At 38.7% G+C, this 19,850-nt stretch carries 14 protein-coding genes and 1 tRNA gene; 6 read left to right on the forward strand and 9 right to left on the reverse strand.

The genetic code is table 11. The annotated features are described in order from the left end of the window. Positions 1–30 precede the first annotated feature (30 nt). Positions 31–234 carry a hypothetical protein gene (locus B2W36_RS08030; protein WP_293887365.1) on the reverse strand — a complete coding sequence of 68 codons (204 nt, stop codon included), beginning with the start codon at positions 232–234 and terminating at the stop codon, positions 31–33. 752 nt (positions 235–986) lie between these two features. Next, a complete protein-coding gene (locus B2W36_RS08035) occupies positions 987–1,547 on the reverse strand; it encodes a DUF4230 domain-containing protein (RefSeq protein ID WP_293883655.1) in 561 nt (186 codons plus the stop codon). Between the two features lie 201 nt (positions 1,548–1,748). Between B2W36_RS08035 and B2W36_RS08040 the strand changes: the two genes are divergently transcribed. Next, positions 1,749–1,822: transfer RNA gene (locus B2W36_RS08040), tRNA-His, on the forward strand. Between the two features lie 75 nt (positions 1,823–1,897). Here B2W36_RS08040 and B2W36_RS08045 read toward each other — a convergent pair. Continuing rightward, on the reverse strand, positions 1,898–2,677 hold the full coding sequence (locus tag B2W36_RS08045; RefSeq protein ID WP_209581949.1) for a class I SAM-dependent methyltransferase: 780 nt from the start codon (positions 2,675–2,677) through the stop codon (positions 1,898–1,900). A gap of 288 nt (positions 2,678–2,965) precedes the next feature. On the opposite strand from B2W36_RS08045, the gene B2W36_RS08050 reads away from it, so the two are divergent. Beyond that, positions 2,966–3,202, forward strand: a complete 237-nt coding sequence (locus B2W36_RS08050) for a hypothetical protein (RefSeq protein WP_293887368.1) — start codon at positions 2,966–2,968, stop codon at positions 3,200–3,202. A gap of 283 nt (positions 3,203–3,485) precedes the next feature. On the opposite strand, the gene B2W36_RS08055 is transcribed toward B2W36_RS08050, so the two are convergent. After that, positions 3,486–3,986, reverse strand: a complete 501-nt coding sequence (locus B2W36_RS08055) for an RNA polymerase sigma factor (RefSeq protein WP_209581955.1) — start codon at positions 3,984–3,986, stop codon at positions 3,486–3,488. Between the two features lie 412 nt (positions 3,987–4,398). On the opposite strand from B2W36_RS08055, the gene B2W36_RS08060 reads away from it, so the two are divergent. Both B2W36_RS08060 and B2W36_RS08065 read left to right on the forward strand, forming a co-directional pair. Then, positions 4,399–4,551 carry a lmo0937 family membrane protein gene (locus B2W36_RS08060; protein ID WP_115048587.1) on the forward strand — a complete coding sequence of 51 codons (153 nt, stop codon included), beginning with the start codon at positions 4,399–4,401 and terminating at the stop codon, positions 4,549–4,551. Between the two features lie 255 nt (positions 4,552–4,806). Next, on the forward strand, positions 4,807–5,295 hold the full coding sequence (locus B2W36_RS08065; protein WP_293887370.1) for an ankyrin repeat domain-containing protein: 489 nt from the start codon (positions 4,807–4,809) through the stop codon (positions 5,293–5,295). A gap of 33 nt (positions 5,296–5,328) precedes the next feature. Here B2W36_RS08065 and B2W36_RS08070 read toward each other — a convergent pair whose 3' ends face one another. The 5 genes from B2W36_RS08070 to treY all read right to left on the reverse strand — a co-directional run bounded on the left by B2W36_RS08070 (position 5,329) and on the right by treY (position 18,497). Further along, complete coding sequence (locus tag B2W36_RS08070; RefSeq protein ID WP_293887372.1) at positions 5,329–7,515, reverse strand: catalase; 2,187 nt, start codon at positions 7,513–7,515, stop codon at positions 5,329–5,331. 283 nt (positions 7,516–7,798) lie between these two features. Beyond that, positions 7,799–9,973, reverse strand: coding sequence for an ATP-binding protein (locus B2W36_RS08075; RefSeq protein WP_293887374.1), 2,175 nt, complete (start codon positions 9,971–9,973; stop codon positions 7,799–7,801). Positions 9,974–10,344: 371 nt separating this feature from the next. Further along, positions 10,345–12,162 carry a malto-oligosyltrehalose trehalohydrolase gene (gene treZ / locus B2W36_RS08080; protein ID WP_293887376.1) on the reverse strand — a complete coding sequence of 606 codons (1,818 nt, stop codon included), beginning with the start codon at positions 12,160–12,162 and terminating at the stop codon, positions 10,345–10,347. A gap of 15 nt (positions 12,163–12,177) precedes the next feature. Beyond that, entirely contained in the window at positions 12,178–14,286 is a 2,109-nt protein-coding gene (gene glgX / locus B2W36_RS08085) for a glycogen debranching protein GlgX (protein ID WP_293887377.1), read from the reverse strand. Positions 14,287–14,294: 8 nt separating this feature from the next. After that, positions 14,295–18,497, reverse strand: coding sequence for a malto-oligosyltrehalose synthase (gene treY / locus B2W36_RS08090; protein WP_293887379.1), 4,203 nt, complete (start codon positions 18,495–18,497; stop codon positions 14,295–14,297). 187 nt (positions 18,498–18,684) lie between these two features. Here treY and B2W36_RS08095 point away from each other — a divergent pair, with 187 nt between their 5' ends. Then, complete coding sequence (locus B2W36_RS08095; RefSeq protein WP_293887381.1) at positions 18,685–19,167, forward strand: adenylyltransferase/cytidyltransferase family protein; 483 nt, start codon at positions 18,685–18,687, stop codon at positions 19,165–19,167. 15 nt (positions 19,168–19,182) lie between these two features. Beyond that, on the forward strand, positions 19,183–19,668 hold the full coding sequence (locus B2W36_RS08100) for an adenylyltransferase/cytidyltransferase family protein (protein ID WP_293885107.1): 486 nt from the start codon (positions 19,183–19,185) through the stop codon (positions 19,666–19,668). Positions 19,669–19,850 lie beyond the last annotated feature (182 nt).

Below are 19,850 nucleotides of genomic sequence, written 5' to 3' on the forward strand. Positions count from 1 at the left end.
ACAGTTCAGTTTACACTACCCAGGTCTTTTTTATTTCCTGCTTTCTTTAGGCCTATCCGTAGGATCGTTCGGCATATCGTTAAGTTGATCGACCTGTGGGTCTACCCCAGCCTCTGCATCACCTTGATCCTTATGGTTTACATCTCGAATTACTTCTCCATTGACCCCTAGTTTAACTTTTTTCTTCTTCTCCATTTCTGTTCCGACTACGCGATTTTCGTTCTTTGTTGCCATGTCTTTTTAGTTTATTATTGTATAATTATTCTATTTATATCCGCTAATACCACATCGAGATCAGATTTTTAAATATTCAAGACTGCTATTTAACTTTCAACATCAGCCAGAAAAGCGATATCAACCAAGGTTTCAAGACTTAATTGGGAGCCAGTCCTTAACAAAGGACATTTCAAGCATATTTATGTTAGATCTATCTGTTTAAATGAACTTATATAGTAGAGGAACAGCCTTCAACTTTATAAAGTTCTTTACAATGCTATTTTTTCAACAACAAAACAAGCACAATCCTCTATCCGACAACAATAGATAAATTAAATTCGAAACACTTTCAATTTGAACGTTGTTCTTCAGCTAAGCGTATGCGACTGCATACTACGATTAAAAAATAAAGTGAATATGAAAAATTTAACAAAATTAATTGCCGTTGGACTAGTTTGTCTTGCCGCCTTCGGATGTAACAGCGCTAAGACCGATGATGAGAAATCAAAAGAGTTGATGCGGGACTCCGTCCCAAATGATACTACAACGATACAATATCGTGACACTACTTCTCCACAATCTAGAGGAGAAATCCCACCGACCCCTCAACCGGATACATCAACGACAAGATAAAAACGAATAATAATCTGTTACTGTCATTCCACTCACATTTGGATAACCGTCTATTTTCATTTTATCGGAAATGCACGTAATCGATTCATTACAGAGAGCTAGATCAATTCAATATTTTCTAGCTCTCCTATTTAAATTTATTTGAAAGTCAGATTGATTTTTGAAAATCCCAAACCCTGCAGAAGTGGCTTAAAAACCGTATTGGCATTCGCTTTGGTTTGCTGAAGAATGTCTGATTTTTTAACATCATCTGCAACCGCCTTTTCTGCGGCTTTATATGCCTCATCTACAAGTTCCGCTTCTCTTAAAAAAGCCATCTTGGTATCATATACCTTCGAGGCTTCATGGTCGATCTTAATATAGCAAATTTCTGGAGCCGGTAACCTTATAGCGACTGAATCTCCAATAACTTCAATATCTTCCGGAGTAAGCTTCGTCAGATTTACACAACCTACAGCATCCGCTTTGACAATTAATAATACACTTGCGTCAGGTAAAAATGTATTGACATTCTTATGTTCTACCACATCACTATAACGATATTTCACCAATTCTAATTTCCCCATAGCCTCAATACGATCCACTAATAACTGATGCTTACTTTCCACCAACGGACCACTATTATATTTATTGTAGACAAACCAAGCGCCCCCCGCCAAAATGGCTGCGGCGATTAAAAATTTAAAAAATTTTCCCATAAATTATACTATACAAATTAAAGACCAAGTTGCCTATTTATCTATTTAACCTCGAAATATTACCTGGATACTAGCATAAACTTCGCCAACTTGGTTAAAACAAAAACTATATGTTTTGATAGACAATTGTTTAATTAAAAAGTTTAAAAAACATTTGGAAAATATCAGGTATAATACTACTTTTGTGACATCAAAATCACGGTAGGTATAGCTCAGTTGGTTAGAGCACTAGATTGTGGTTCTAGGGGTCGTCGGTTCGAGCCCGATTACTTACCCAAAAAGCGGATCAATTTAAATTGATCCGCTTTTTTTATTTCAAGTAGTATGATCAATAATTTTTCTTTCGCCTTCTAGCGCCACATAAAACCACCTATACGGAAAAAACGTAGCAACTTGTTGATCATGGTTAAAGCAGGCTTTTTAACTCTCCATTTTAATCCATCAATTCCTGTAGGAGCTGCATTGAAATCCTTTACTGTTGCCTGCCCTGTTTTCATATGTATCGGTGCCTCATCTCTTCGGTGCTTCTCCACAACCAAGATACTGTCATAATAGTGAAGCGAGCTTACCGAACGTGTAAATCCATTTACTTTCAACCCACGTTGTTCCGAATGATAAGCGTTGATATAATCGATGAAATTCTTACTATATTCAATAAAAGTTCCATTCCTTTTGTGCCCTCCACCGTAAAACACTTGATAAGATGTGTGCAGATCTTCACAGAGATATACACCCGTGTCTTTTACATGATCAAATAGTTCTTCAAAAGTCACAATCTGCTGTTTCATAGTATGGCCGCCATCATCGATTAAAATATCGATCGGTGGAATAGATTCTTTCACCTGACGCAGGAATTTTCGGTCGGACTGTGAGCCAATAAATATCTCCACATTCTCTTCTTCGAGTTCTTTACAGTGTGGGTTGATGTCAATACCGTATATTTTCGCGCGATCACCAAAGTAGTTTTTCCACATCTGAAGGCTTCCACCCTGAAAAACCCCCACTTCTAAAACGACGATATCTTTGCCTTTGAAACGACTAAAATGTCTGTCGTATACATCGAAATAATGCATCCATTTATTAATCAATTTTGCATCATTATTTCGGAAATAACTTTCTAACTCGTTCATTTATTTTTGGTCTATTTTGATTCGTTCTTTATTTTTATGTGCTGAATTTATAGAAATATAACGAGAAAAACAATGATATATTTTTTGTTTTTAGCACACCGATTTGGATGATATGACTCTTAAACAATGCCACATTTATTTCTTTGGCTTTAGCACTCAAATGAAAACGAATTCTATCGAAACAATTGAGGAAATGGAACACTTATCCTATAAAAAAATTCAAATTTTATTTTTCCTATGATATTCTTCAAATACTCTTGCTACCTTTGTCATTCAAATTAAATAAATATGCCAAAAGAGACAAAAGAAGGGCTTTATCAGGGAATTATAGAGAAAGATGACAATGGAAACTATTTTTGTGGCCCCTACTTACTGGATTATCAGACCGTAGAGACTTACTATAAATTGGGAGACCATGTTAGCCTTAAAACCATCATTAAAAACACGAGTCGCAAAAGTATGGAGACTTACCCGCAGAAGTCGGTTAAATTTTCTTTTGCTTCTACGGAACATGAAAATGATTAATATTAATTCTGAAAAGGGGATCATTCGATATCACTTTTCAGAATACCTTCCGACTAAGAAAGGCTGTCAAAGCGATCCTGGAGCTATGAGTTGATCCTGGAGCTATGAGTTAAGGTAGGATTTCATACTTGAATCAAAACCATCGAAGAACTTTGTAGAGATCCTTTAATTGCTATTTGTATGAGGTCTGTTGGTTGAGAAGATTCTAGCAAATAGAGCGTTTTCAAAATTACATATAAGCCAGTCAAATGTTGACTGCCTTATATGTAATCTGCGGGAACTGCTAGTTCATTCTATACACTTTAAGCTGTTTTTGGAGTTTTTTACGTACCATATGAATTCTAGTCTTAACTGTACCTTCTGGCATATCAAAATAAGATGCGATTTCATGATATTTATAACCGTCCAAAAACAGACGAAAAATTTCATAATTTTCTGAAGTTAAGCTCGTCATCGCTTTTTCGATATCTTCAGCCATGAATTTATTGATTCCTTTATTATGTTCAGTAGTATTTGTACTTTCTAAAACCACGTACTGATCTTGAATTTCAGTAATTCGTTTTGCTTTTCGATACTTATTGATGTACGTATGTTTCATAATGACATATAACCAGCTCATCAATTTTGGATGTTGCACAAATTCATCTATTGACTTCAATGCTCTTATCCAAGTCTCTTGTATCAAATCTTCCTTTTCATCCGGATCAGCTGTAAATTTGGCAGCAAAATGATTAAGCAAACTTCTTTTTTCGTTAATGAGTACGTTTAAATTGTAATTGTTCATAACCTATCCTCTTTCTTTATTCAACTGATTGTTTAAAATGGTTTTACAAGAATAGGGTAACAAGAAGAGTGCTACACTTTAAACCCTTTTTAGCTTTAAAAAGAAATAACATTGGTCCGAGTAGAAATACGTTTTCCAACTCTTCGAAGCCTAATTCGCAAGCTTTAGCAGATTTATTACCTATAATTTAAGTGGCTATCAAAAAAAGAGCAATATTAAAAAAAGATAATAAGGTATTTATTTACTGTTGAAATGTTAGAAATACGTTGAGACTGTATCTTAACGATTCATTTTTAACAGCATAATGTACGCTCCGTATCGTAAACTGAACACTTAAATGATTTAAAATAATTTATCAAAACAAACTATACGTATGCGAATGATGTTCTACTGGAAAAACAAATCAAAAATTATGGGAAATTTATTGTACATCATCGCTGTCATTTTAGTTATCATTTGGGCAATCAGCTTTTTTGGAGGCTATGCTACAGGAAATATCATCCACGTACTATTGGTTATTGCTATAATTGTTGTACTACTTCGTGTTATTCGTGGTGCCGCCTAGCGTAATAGCATAAAGCTGAAGAGTTAGAAAGCCGAACATGTCCTCGTTCGGCTTTTTTAACAACTGCGAATCAGTAATAACGATGCTTTATCTGAAAAACTGCTTTTTTTTGACAACATGTTGGCGTTTATATCCCATTTAAATTAAAATTAAATTGTCGGCAAACATTTCGTCTCACAGTTTTGTTCCAACTAAGATACAACGTTCTAAGGCACCGATCAATTTCAATAATCTTAAAACAAAAACTTATCAACTATGATACAAAATTCAGAAATCATGATACATGCCGCCCGATTAGGCAATATCGAAGTTCTACGTGAATTGATCTATCAGGATACTGATGTCAATACTCGGGATAGCAAAGGCTATACAGCATTGATAATTGCCTGTTATAATAATAAGCTTGCCGCTGCCCAATTATTATTGGAAGCTGGTGCCGATGTGAATGCTCAAGATAATGGAGGCAATACAGCGCTCATGGGAGTAGCTTTTAAAGGTTATTATGATATCGCTAAATTACTAATCACTTATGGTGCAAATCTAAATTTACAGCATGGAAACGGTGGCACTGCTCTGATGTTTGCAGCCATGTTTGGACGAAATGAAGTTCTTGAACTTTTGCTTCACCACGGTGCAAATACAAGTTTGCTTGACATGCGTGGACTATCGGTACTTGACTTAGCCGCGCAACAAGGCAACGATACCGGTTTAGCTCTTTTACAAAATGAAACTATCTCAAAATAAATAGCCCGCATATGCGGGCTATTTATTTTAAGACTATGCTGGAACCTTACCTTTATTCTCCCGCTCCCAAAATCTGTGCTTTGCAATTGCCTTAATAAACTTATCAGCCAAAGACTTCGAATCGCTTTCAATGATTATTCCTTCATCCAAAGTAGAGCCAACGTCAAACCCTGGTCCCTTATTGAAAAAATAAGTGGCATCCAAAACCAGACGAGCCTCCGTTTCTGCAGCGATAGCTTTACAGTGCTTAAAAGCTTCATTTAGGAAATGAACTGCATCCGCATTTGATTGTAATTTGTTCACGCTGTCTTTCCCTCCAGGCAAGTATATGGCGTCATACAGTACGGATGCTGCCGTCAAGAAACTTTCCTCAACTTGAATCGGCTTATTATCTGAACCCATAATTTGCCCTAACTTTGGTGAGATAATATGAATGATGCCTCCTTCTGATCGAATAGCATCTGTCACAACTTTTAGCGAACTTGCGTCTACGCCATCAGCAGCTAGGACGGCAATTTTTCGGCTTATAATCGTGCTCTTAACAGTATCTTCCATACTTAATGCAGCCGATCTTTTTAATTTCACCTTAACTTCAATAGGCTCATAGTCGGAAGGATTTGCATCTGCTGGGAGACTTTTATTGATTGGCTTTTCGAGCTTCTCCTGCACCTGCAACCCCAGAGCGGTTGCTACTTTGCCTGCGAGGCTTTTATCAACCAACGATAATATACCAATCATTCGCTGTCTTACTGCAACGGATTTTACCTTGCCTAATTCGAAACTGAATGCATCGATAATGTGGTTTCTTTCTGGCTCAGATTGACTATTGTAAAATAATCGTGCCTGACTAAAATGGTCTCGGAAACTGTCACTTCTCGCACGAACTTTTCGCGCATCAATACGCTCTTGATAGCTTTTAAATCCTCCTGCTTCTTCTGATACTTGCAGCGGATAATTATCCCCCAACGAATTTGGCCCATAGCTTGTCTTCCCACGATCTATTCGTTGGCGCATAAATCCATCACGTTGGTTATTGTGGGATGGACTAATGGGTCTATTTATCGGAATTTCGTGAAAATTGGGACCTCCTAAACGAATCAGTTGGGTATCGGTATAGGAGAATAGGCGCCCCTGCAACAGCGGATCATTCGTAAAATCGATTCCAGGTACAATGTTTCCGATATGGAAGGCAACCTGCTCTGTTTCAGCAAAGAAATTATCTGGATTTCGATTCAATGTCAGTTTACCTATAGGCATTACCGGTACAAGTTCCTCCGGAACAATTTTTGTCGAATCCAATAGGTCAAATTCGTATTTAAATTCATCTGCTTCAGGGATGACCTGTACGCCAAGTTCCCATTCTGGAAACGCACCGCTTTCAATCGCTTCCCAAAGATCCCTTCGATGGAAATCGGGGTCTTTACCAGAAATATTTTGTGCTTCATCCCATGCAACGGAATGAACTCCAAGCATTGGTTTCCAATGAAATTTAATAAAATTTGATTCTCCACGGGCGTTGATAAATCGAAAAGTATGCACCCCAAACCCCTCCATCATACGATAGCTGCGTGGTATGGCACGATCACTCATTAGCCACATGATCATATGTGCCGACTCGGGCATCAACGAAATAAAGTCCCAAAACGTATCGTGGGCCGATGCAGCCTGTGGAATTTCATTATCAGGTTCGGGTTTGACCGCATGGACAAGATCTGGGAATTTCATAGCATCCTGAATAAAGAATACAGGCATATTGTTACCAACTAAATCGAAATTACCCTCTTCAGTATAAAATTTGACTGCAAAACCACGTACATCGCGCGCGAGATCTGTTGAACCCCTTGAACCAGCAACAGTCGAGAAACGAACGAACACTGGCGTTTCTATTTCGGTATTATTCAAAAAACCTGCTTTTGTTAACTCACTCAAAGGCTTATATAATTTAAAAACACCATGTGCGCCAGACCCTCGAGCATGTACGACACGCTCCGGAATGCGTTCGTGATCGAAATGGGTGATCTTTTCCCGTAGAATAAAATCCTCTAAGAGCGTTGCACCTCGATCACCTGCACGTAACGAATTTTGATCATCATTGATTTTGACCCCCTGATCCGTTGTCATCTCTTGACCTGTAGCATCTGCGGTATGAGGCCGTAGTGCGCTGACTTTTTTATTTTCAACTGCCTCAACCTTTGTCGTTTTCGATTCTTTTTTTTTCATTATAGTCGATTTATGGGTTTACACATTTTTAATTGAATTAAGACCTGGAAAGGCAAAGACTGACTCCTCATGCTATCCTAGTTAAAAATATTCGATATTCCTTTTAGGAACTCTTCCAATCCATTAATCGTTTGTTTTAATTATAAAAGTTATTCCTAGGGTTTCGGTTACAAAACGACGACACAACTCATGATGATATACACTAATTACTAAAAAGTCTAAAGTAATCGTATAAATGCATATCGAGAGTCGGACGATAAGGGGATTATTGAAATTGTCGTCATTAGCTTTCAAAGCTTATACAAAAAGTTGTACCCACATTGAGTTCACTTTCAACAGTAACTTTTGCGTTGAGTCGGTCAGCTATTCGCTTAACAATGGATAAGCCAATACCCGAACCTTCAAATCCTTGCGAATTGGGCAGACGTTTAAATATGTCAAATATATTGCTATCGTCACGAATATCCATGCCTATCCCGTTGTCTTTGATGTAATAGTGAACCGAATTACCCTGTTTTATGCTATAAACTTCAACTACCGGTTGATCCTTTTTACTACTATATTTTATGGCGTTGCCAATCAGGTTTAAAAATAGCTGATACAGCAGTGTTCTTTCGCCTATAATCGGCCAAGTTTCACCTAATATAAACTCTAGATTTTCACTATCAAACTTCTGCTTGCTACTCTCTAGAATATTCAGAATTTTATTTCGCGGATCGATCAGTTCGGTCTTAAAAGTTACATAATTAGACTGCGTAAGCTGATAAACTTTATCCATCATTTCTGTGATCAGTCCTGTGGCATCCATGATATTTTTTGCCATCTTACGTAGCATGTCTTTAGAAAGATCATCTTTTATTAACATCATCTGAGCGGCAAGCTTTATCGAGGAAAGTGGATTTTTAAGGTCATGCGTTAATGTATAGCCAAATGTATCTAAGGCGTTGTTGGATCTGATAAGTTCCTTGTTAAGTTGCGCAATCTCCCCGCCCCGTTGTGCGATAGCTTGTTGGGCTATTTGTGCCACCTTCTCCATAAAAGAAAGCTCAGTCTTTCTCCAATTAACAGACTTGCCTTTCATCGTTTCACGCCAAGCTTCAAACGATGTTCTTGGCGAGGGAAATTCAACTTTCCTTTCGGGATCATAAAGGTATATTTTTTCGGGCTTTCCTGCCCAAACGTCGTCATATATATGTTCCTTACGGAATAAATAGATGTAATATTTATTGCCAGGAAGAATATTTATTCTTAAAACGCCAGGCAAAAACACGCCGTGTTCTGACTCTACTTGATCATAAACAAAATTTGACGTAGAAAAGAGTTCGGTTCGTTCTTGGCTTTCTATGTACTTATCTATTGTACGTTGCTGCCCTTCATCCGGCACCGTTCCCCAGCTTTTAGCAGTATGATCGTTCTTGATCATTAATCCATCGGCTGCTACAATTTCCAAAATCTGGGGGGCAAAACGTTCAAGCACAACTCCAATATCACTATTTACTAACAGTTCGGATTTAAGATCTCGTTCCATAACACCCATGATGGTTTGTGCGACCAAATTTTCCTTTTGATGTTCTGAAAGATAATAATTTACTGCATATTGCGTTAAAAAAGCACATAAGTGTCGTTGGGAAAGATCGACATCCCTGGGAAGCCTGTTTTGACAAGCTACAATTCCCCAAAGTTTTCCATCGATAACGATAGAGAAGCTAGCACTGGCGCGCGCGCCCGAGTTCCTAAGATACTGCAAATGCACCGGCGATAAGGCTCTGACGCTGGAATGCGTGAGGTCTATCTCCCCCGCCTCCAGTCCATGAATAGGAATAACAGGGGCATCGATATCCGCAACATGTCGCGCAAGAAATTTGGTATAAAGTGCTCTAGCCTGTGTAGGAATATCAAATTCCGGGTAACGATATCCCATTAGCGAGCTCATTCCTTCGTTAATAGACTCCGCAATTACTTGTCCACTATGGTCTTCTTCAAAACGATATACCATGACACGATCAAAACCAATGATCTGGCGGATCAATACTGTCAAAGATTGCCAAGCATTGCCATTTTGTTCCTCAAGGTATTTAGCATAATAGAATAAACGCGGCGCTTTTAGGCGGTTCTCATTGCAAATCTCTAATTCAACATATGTTTTCTCGTCGTAGCGGTAAATGCTCAAATAGTAATCATTATCCTTGATACGGATACGCTCAACGAAACGAGAGAATACCTGCCCAGTGATCTGTCTCTCAATCTCTTCGATATTCCATTCGTTCGCTGCAGAAAAAAAAGGCAACAACTCCTTAATCGAACGTCCGAGAATTTCGTTTAAAGGAATATTCAGCACATGAGATAGATTTTCACTTACTGCAATGCATCCGATCTTATCGAAAACACAAAGGAAACCGAAAAATTGGATTTTACCACATAAGTGGATTTCTTCATCATGACACTCCAATTGAGGCATATCTTACTAGTTTTTAATATTTTAACTTACTATTAATAGGAAATTCTCGAAAAAGATAATTGCCATACAATATAAAATCTAGCATCCCTCTTCAAACATGTCATATCTCAGGCTAATATATAAAAAATAACAACGAATAATTGATTAGACAACCGTCAAACTTTTTTTAGCAATTACAGGTAAATATTACCGCACCTACTTAAGCGAGAAAAAGCTAGGTTGGAAAGAACCTAGCTTTTAAACTTTCTTCATGGCTGGACAAGCCGTATTGAATAGTAAACAATAGTATTACTTACTTTGTTTGAAATTTGTGATCATCTTTGTATCCACCTTTATCTTTTCAAATAAGCACTGTAATTTTTAAAAATAAGCTATTGAGAACTATAAACATAGCCGGACCAAGGTGATAACGGATAGGATGTAATTACCGGCTTATCCGTACCAACAATAAGCTCAGCTTGTGTTTCGTGAGTATCAAATATCATTCGCCATTTGAAATCTTCCGGTAAATTTACGTGCTGTACATGGTCGGAAAAGTTCATGATTACAACGATAGATTTTTCCTTTTTTTTCACCTGAAGCAGAAGTACTTTTTTATCTTCGATGCATTTGACCTTCAACTCATCCCGCTGCACATCTTTCAGCAGGGGGTTTGTTTTGCGCAACGCTATTAACGATTTGTAATACAATAAACGTTGTCGATAGGGTTCGCTATTCAGCTCGTCCCAATCCAGTATAGCCTCTCTAAATATACTTTCGCTCTGAGGATCTGGGACATCAGAATTCGTAATAAAATCTTCAAACTCTTTCTTCCGGCCTTCCCTAACTAGTTGCACGAGCTCAGGATCACTATGACTTATAAAATATGGGAAAGGCTTTTCTGTCCCCCATTCTTCACCCATAAATAGTAAGGGAAGATAGGGAGACATAAACACAGCAAAGGCCATGAGGCGCGCTATTTCGCTAGAATAAATCTTCACTGCGCGGTCTCCTAACATTCTATTACCGATCTGATCGTGGTTTTGGCAAAAAACTATGAAGCGATTCCCTTCAAGACCAAAACTGTCTGTTCCGAAGAACTTTTCCCGGTGGGAAGAGTAATTACCGTCAAAAACATAAGCTTTCTCATAGGCTTTTGCCAGATCATTCAATCCATTAAATTCTTCATAATATCCCTTCTTTGGTTCGCCCACCGACACTCTTAAGGCATGATGGAACTCATCTAACCACTGCGCATCCATATCATAGCCATTTTTTGTCAATGGATCCAGAAATCGCCTATCATTGAGATCGCACTCAATGAATAAAAAGCGATTCTTACCCGAATTGATGATAATTTGGTCCGTTTCCTTGCGAATTTCCTGAAGGATGTGAACTGCTCCGAAATCTTTAATCGCATGCACCGCATCTAGTCGAAGAGCATCAATATGAAAGTCTTCAAACCACATACGGACATTATTAAGCACTAGATCCCGCTGCCCATGACAGAAACGATCATCATAATTAAGAGCATCGCCCCATGGCGTATGGTATTTGTTGGTGAAATATGGTCCATAATTCGAAAAATAATTTCCTTCAGGTCCGATATGGTTATACACCACATCCAAAATTACAGCTATATTAACTGCATGGAAGGCATTCACAAGCCGCTGAAATTCTGAAGCTCCACCATAGGAATGCTGTACTGCAAATGGGAAAACGCCATCATACCCCCAGTTCCGCCCTCCCGGAAACTGTGCGACTGGCATAATCTCTATCGCAGTGATTCCCAAATCCTTCAAATGTGGAATTTTTTTTATGACACCATCAAAATCGCGAGATGAGGTGAATGTTCCGACGTGAATCTCATAGATCACGAATTCGGAATTTTTAGGAGGCTTATAGCTCTGATCAGTCCAATTAAATCGGAGATCTATTGCCTCTGATGGTCCATGCACACCTTCGGGCTGGGAAAGGGAAGCCGGGTCTGGAAATTCATTTCCGTCCACACTGATTTTATACCGATCCCCAGGAGTTATTAACGTACTCTCAGCATACCAATAGCCATATTTTACTGGCCTTAGGGGTATTTCTAAATTTTTATCATACAATCGGCAAATCACAATTTTTGCTATTGGTGCCCATACGCTAATTTGACAGGTTTCGCCTTCAAAACGAATGCCCACATGCTTAATTCCGGTCTTGCTCATACGCTCTGCAGTCTATTATTGGGATTGAAATAATAATATGGAACGTGAAGGAACTAAGACAGTATCACCCGCAGTAAACTCACCGAAATTTTCTATCGTATCATTATTCGTATCTAAGATTTTCATCCATCTAGCTCCATAATTTTCATTTGGGAGCTGATACGACACATCTTCCCAATACGCGTTAAACAACAGGTAAAAGCTAGCATCCACGATTTTCTTTCCGTCGTTACCAACTGATCTAATACCTTCACCATTTAAATATACCGCAAGTGAACGCGCATGGTCTTCCTGCCAATGATGGTCGTCCATCTCGGATGCATCAGGTAAAAACCATACGATATCTTCAACACCCGTACCGCGAATAGGCAGTCCTTGAAACCATTTTCGACGACAGAATACGGGATGTTCCCGGCGAAGATGTATTAATTTGTTGGTGAAGTCCAATTGGTTTGCATCGATTTTAGTCCAATCCAACCACGAAATCTCATTGTCCTGGCAATATGCATTATTGTTTCCCTGCTGCGTTCTGCCGAATTCATCGCCAGCCACAAGCATGGGAACCCCTTGAGAAAGAAACAATGTTGTCAGCATATTTCGCTTCTGTTTCTCCCTCAAACTATTGATCGCAGGATCGTCTGTTGGTCCTTCGACACCACAGTTCCAAGAACGGTTGTGGCTCTCTCCATCCTGATTGTCCTCACCATTTGCGTCATTGTGCTTTTCATTATAAGATACTAGATCGTGAAGCGTAAATCCATCATGTGCCGTAACGAAATTGACACTGGCTGAAGGGGTACGGTTGTCGCCTCGGTATAAATCAGAAGAACCGGTAAGTCGGTTTGCGAATTCGGCAATCATGCTGTCTGCTCCAATCCAGTAGTCACGGATACAGTCGCGATACTTTCCATTCCATTCGGCCCAGCCGGGGGGGAACTCTCCAACTTGATATCCCCCTTCTCCGATATCCCACGGTTCGGCAATTAGTTTAACCTGTGAGATGATTGGATCTTGATGGATCACATCGAAAAAAGAGCTCAATTTGTCTACTTCGTGCAGTTCACGCGCCAGTGCTGAAGCCAGATCGAATCGAAATCCATCTACATGCATTTCTTGAATCCAATAACGGAGGCTGTCCATAATCATCCTTAATACGTTGGGTTGGCGGGTATTTAGTGTATTGCCGGTTCCGGTAAAGTCCATATAATAACGAGGGTCGTCAGCTAATCGATAATAGGAGGCATTGTCAATACCTCTAAAAGAAAGTGTTGGACCCATTTCGTTACCTTCGCCAGTATGGTTGTATACCACATCTAAAATAACTTCTATGCCTGCCTCGTGCAGTGCTTTAACCATCTGTTTGAATTCCAAAACCTGCTCTCCATGGTAGCCTGAAGCAGAATAGCGTACATCTGGTGCAAAAAAACCAATACTGTTATAACCCCAATAGTTGCTGAGTCCCTTATCCTTTAGATGACGGTCAGTCAAAAAATGATGTATAGGTAACAATTCTACCGCTGTAATACCCAATTCCTTTAGGTAATTTACTGTAACGGGATGGCCCATTGCAGCATAGGTACCTCTTATTTCTTCAGGAATATCAGGATGCATTGCTGTAAAGCCTTTTACGTGTGTTTCGTAAATCACACTCTTATGCATAGGAATGCGGGGTGGCTTATCGCTTCCCCAGTCAAATCTGTCGTTTGTAACGACAGATTTAGGAACAAAGGGAGCACTATCAGTTGCATCCATGCTTAAGTCATCATCTCCTATAGTGTAGGCGAATAAAGCATCATTCCATTTAACAGTTCCTGAAATTGCTTTTGCATAGGGATCAATCAATAATTTATGTGGGTTAAAGCGATGTCCGTTTGATGGGTCATAAGGACCATGAACCCGATAACCGTAGAGTTGCCCAGGTTTTATTCCAGAAACATAGATATGCCACACTTGATGTGTTTTCTCCGTAATTTTAAATTTAGCGATTTCTCGCTCGTCTGAACTATCGTAGAGATAAAGTTCAACAGCCTCAGCGTGTTCGGAGCAGAGTGCGAAGTTCACTCCTTCCCCATCGTAGGTTGCCCCTAAAGGATAAGGATTTCCGGTAGAAATGTTTGTTTCCATCTTTATGTTTAACGGTTATATATTTTCGTGTAATTAAATAATTTATGTTGAATTTTTGATGTAAATGCTTTCTTTTGCATACGCCACAACCAATTTCCAGCAGTACTGGCTGGCCTATTCATACGGCATGATCCATCAAGATTTAAAATATCTTGCATCGGCACTATAACCTTATCCGCGACAGATGCGTAAATTGACCGTATAAGGACGTCATTGACATTCTCACTATCAACTATTCTTCCAAAATAGTTTCTTAAATTTATTTTGCTCAATAGACTTAGGTCCTGATTGTACCAAGATAACGTGGTATTATTATCATGTGTACCGGTATAGGCAACAGAATTTCTGACATACTGATGAGGAATGTGAGGTGATCGTGACATATCCTCACCAAAGGCAAATTGTAATACCGCCATACCGGGAAATTTAAATCGATCTCGAAGATCATATACTGCGGCATCGACATCGCCGAGATCCTCCACTATAAAGGGCATATATTCTAGATTGATCTTAACTTGCTCAAAGAAAGCCTCACCAGGGCCCGCCAACCATTTTCCATTCTTTGCAGAAGTTTCTTGAATAGGAACTTCCCAATAGGAAGAAAATGCTCTAAAATGATCCAGTCGCAAAATATCGAACAACGAACAGTTGTGCGCTAGCCGGTCGATCCACCATTGGTAGCCATCATGCTTAAGAGATTCCCAATTAAAAGTTGGCATTCCCCATAATTGGCCATCTGCATTAAAGTAGTCTGGGGGTACTCCGGCAACATATTTCATATCTCCGTCTGCTTTTAAGGAAAAATAGTGCGGATTGACCCACACATCTGCGGAATCGTAGGCTACGTAAAATGGAATATCGCCAATAAGTCTAATGCCATAATCTCGTGCATATTTTCTTAAGCCATCCCACTGTTTGAAAAATAGAAATTGGAACCACTTTTCTTGTTGTAATTCATCTCGAAATTCAGCAGCAAAATTGCTCAACGCGGCGCTTTCTCGATTCTTATAATGCGTTGGCCACTCATACCATGGTTTATTTCCATTTCTATTTTTTAACACCTTGAAAAGAGCATAATCATTTAACCACTTCGATTCGCGATCTACAAAATCGGAAAATTCAAATGCTGCATCCGCTGGCAGACGACTATAGGCCTGTTCCAACAGTTGGTATTTTGCCAACACTACTTCAGCAAAATTTATCGTTGTCGATGCTTTACGTTTTAAGTGCTTTATTTCATTCTTTTGGAGCAAACCTAATTTTATCAGCTCCCGCAGATCTATGAATAATGGATTTCCAGCCCTGCTACTCAGCGTACTATAAGGTGAATGGAATTGTGTAGCATCCGTAGGGCCCAATGGAAGAACTTGCCACCAGCTTTGCCCACTGCGGTAAAGTTGCTTTACAAATCTTCTAGCTTCCGAGCCCAAGTCACCTATCCCGAAAGGGGATGGAATTGAACTAATATGCATCAAAATGCCTGAGCTCCGCTGAGGTGGAAAATCCGTGTAGCTGATGATAGCCATTGGAAGATCCCTAAAAATCGTATTGACTGCAATCTCCATTCCTTCACCTTGTGCTTCTGTTAGGATATGCTTCCAGGCCACGGAATGGTTTGATGAAAGATGAACCTTGGTATCAGACCAATCAAATGAACCAGGAACAAATTTTGAGATATTACCGATTTCTGCGAGATGTAAGGGAACAACTATAACCATCCATTCCTCACCCGATCTACGCGCGAATGCTAAAATATTATTACGAAAGCGGCCAGTTACTTTAAGCGGCACGTAACAGCCATCGGATGCGAGAGCACGGTGTTCCTTTCGCAGTTTCACCAATTCCCTTACCAACCATAATTTAATTTTCCCATCAAACCTATATTTCCATAAATCTTGGATCTGCACTTTTTTATCCCCATTTTCAATAGCAGACAAAAGATCCTTCCTACGCTGATAATCTATCGGTCTTCGATTGTCTGGATCGACAAAACTATGGTTCCAAAGTTCTGAACCCTGATAGATGTCAGGGACGCCAGGACAAGTAAATTTTAAAATTTGCTGGGTAAGCGAATTTATGACACCAAAATCGGCGACCACCTCAAGAAATTGATAAAAGGTGGTAAAAAATGGACGTTCTCTATCGAGCAGAAAAGAGGCGAACTTCTGAACAGAAGCTTCATAGTCCACATTTGGGCTCTCCCAGCAAGAGCGTTCCTTCCCCTCTCGGAGATATTTAGCCAAGTAATCAAGAAAGCGTTTTTCAAATGCTAAGGATCTATTAGAATCATTTTTTTCCATGGGAAAAGAAGCGACCAGCGACTGATAAATGAAGTATTCATCATTTGGATGCGGAAGCTCTTTTGGGTATTCGTTCCGCAACATATCGTGCCAGAGTTGCACCTCTTTAATCCACTTTTGCGCCATAGCGGTTAGTACCAATAGACGACTACGCGCATCTTCGCCGCGTTTGGTATCGTGAGTCGAACTTGCATTCATAGATAGTGACCAGTTCATCTGGCGCTCTTGCATCATTTTATGAAATTCCTTCTTACTCACACCCCAATTCGCTGGATGATCGCCCACTTCATTATGGCCAATAAAGCGGTTATACGTAAACATTAAGGTATCTTCCACCCCCTTCGCCATGACTGGACCTGTCAACTGCATACAACGCATGAGAAATTCCACCAGATCACTTTGGGTTTTCGGCTGATAATTCACCTGCGCCTGTTCAAAGAGATTCCTAAACTGATTAATCAGTGTTTGGTCGAGCTCAGGAATCTTAGTTAACTTTGCAAAAATTGATAAAAATAATTTATAAGTTGATGCTGACAGTGGAAAGCGATCGTCATAAACGCGGTATATAGGAAACGATGCTAAAAATGATTGTAAAATATCCTTTAGGTGGCTTTTTTTAACCTTGCTATTAACACGTAGGAGGCTTGACAGTAGCTTAGTGAGGTTTGCAAGCTCGCCCTGCATATGTTTATTGAGAATTGTACTCTTTTTTAAATATTGCTGTTCCGCAATAGATGAATTTTCGCCAACTAATTTCGTATAATATTTATCTAAAAATTTTTTTCCAGATTTGGATGTGAAGACATTATTGCACATCGATAAGAAGTCGTATCCTGTTGTTCCCTGTATCGGCCATTCATGGGGAAGCACTTCCCCATGCTCCAATATTTTTTCAGCAACTATATATGTAGTTGAGCCAACAGACTTCCTCAAATTAAACAAATACGCGGTCGGATTGTAAAGTCCGTCAATATGATCAATCCTTAATCCGTCAATCAGTCCTTCTTTAACCAGTGTTTTTATTAACTTATGGGATTCGTTGAATACATTCTCATCCTGCACGTTTAAACAAATCAGTTCATTTACTGTAAAGAAACGTCTAAAATTTATTCTCTCGTTTGTGATCCACCAAGGGCAAAGTTCATAATGCTGAGCGTTTACCAACACATCAATATCATTCAAATTACTATTAAATTGATCAAGAATGTGCTTTAACTTTCTTTTCGTCAGTTTATTAAAAATTTGAGCACGCAATAGTTTCCATTCTTCACCATCTCCATTAGCTTGAACAGTACTTATCTGTGTTAAAAGTCCTTCAAAATTAGATTGTGTAGCCTGTAAATAATCCTTCAGGATAACACAATATGATTGAGGAGAAATTGGATACTGGTTTCCCTTGTAAGACAGCCGAAGGCTATTATTCAAAAAAATGACAGCGATGTCGTTGTTCGAAATCGCCTCCTCCAAATTATCTGTCAATACAGGGACCATTAACCTTCCCTTATCAAACAAACCTGAACTATAACAGGTATCGAAAAAACCACTAAATTGCGATGACTGGCCAAATTCCAGAAGATCCATAAGCCATTCATTTTTCGGATGAAATGCCATATGGTTAGGAACAATATCTTGTAACCATTTAATTTGGTATTTGTTCAATAGCTCCTTAATCGATCTCAAATCTTCCAAATTACCCAACTCGCTATTTATCTGATTAAAATTTATACCATCATATCCATGAATGCTCCCAGGGGTTGACTGGAAAATGGGGGATGCGTATACTGTATCTATACCCAAATCTCGGAGGTAAGGAATTACGCCTTTAAAGTCCGAGAAGTTGAAATCTTTATGAAACTGAATTCTGTATGTGGTATTTGGCGTATTAATAGATACTTTTTTAGTTGTGTGCATGGCTTGCTAATATCTTTTTAGATCAGAACATCTTTCCGCAATTTTAGTTCATTGGATTCTCCAGAAAAAAAGATTATTAATTATAAAAAACAATAAAGCAAAAAAACAATTTAAAATTAAAACGAATCTGCTTGAGCTGCGTTCTTAATGTACTTCTTCAATAATTGCAGTTTAAATTATTATACACATGAAAAAAATAGGAATTACGTTTTCTGCTTTTGATTTGCTTCACGCAGGTCATGTTAAGATGCTCGAAGATGCCAGAGAACAATGCGACTTTTTAATATGCGGATTACAAACAGATCCTACTCTCGATCGCCCAGAAAAAAATAAGCCAACACAATCTGTATTTGAACGCTATATGCAGTTAAAAGCGTGCAAGCACGTTGATATGATTATACCCTATGCTACCGAACAGGACTTAGAAGATGTATTGCGATCGTTCAAGGTACATGTTCGTATTTTGGGAGACGAATATATGGATAAAGCATTTACTGGCAGGAAATACTGCGAGGAGAAAGGAATACAACTATATTTCAACAGAAGGGAAAATAGATTTTCTAGTTCGTCTTTACGGAAAATAATTGCATCCAAAGAAAAAAACAATAAAGGGGCTGTGGTAAGCATAAATGAGGCAACAAGTTACGCTTTGAAGCGTGTAAATGCATAAATTAACAATTAACATATGATAATAGGTATTATATTTGGGGTATTCGACATGTTGCATGTAGGCCATATTGTGGCTCTTCAGGAAGCTAAGAGTCAATGTGATTATCTTATTGTAGGTCTTAAGACAGACTCAAAAGTACAAGAACATGATACTCATGATTCTGCACAAACTATGGTTGAAAGGTTTATCAAATTAGAAGGTTGCCAATTTGTTGATGAGATTATTCCGTTTGAGTCTGATGACGATATTACCGATATGCTTCAGTCGCTTCCTGTACACAAATACTTTATAGGCGAAGAGTATAAGCTTGTAGATTTTTCAGGTAGAGATTATTGTATTTCAGAAGGAATTGAAATTTACTATACCAAAAATAAAAATAGGTTTTCAAGCCAATCACTTCGAAAAATTGTAAGTGAAAAGGAAATAGAAAAGGCGGAAAAAAGTTTTAATACGAATCTAAAATGTCATACTACTACTAATACTTCGATAACTTCCTCATGAAAGACGACTAAAACACATGTTCCGCAGGGTTCCAATTAACAGCATTATGTTGGCGATCTGAAAAATCAACATAGATGTATATGCGAAATTCTGCGCTAATCGTCCGTAAAGCTGGATGACTTGAATCTATTAGCAGCAATTCACAATTTGTAATAGGCCGAAGAGGGTGTAAAGTAAACTGT

Source organism: Sphingobacterium sp. UBA3549, from assembly GCF_002376635.1.
Taxonomy (GTDB): Bacteria; Bacteroidota; Bacteroidia; order Sphingobacteriales; family Sphingobacteriaceae; genus Sphingobacterium.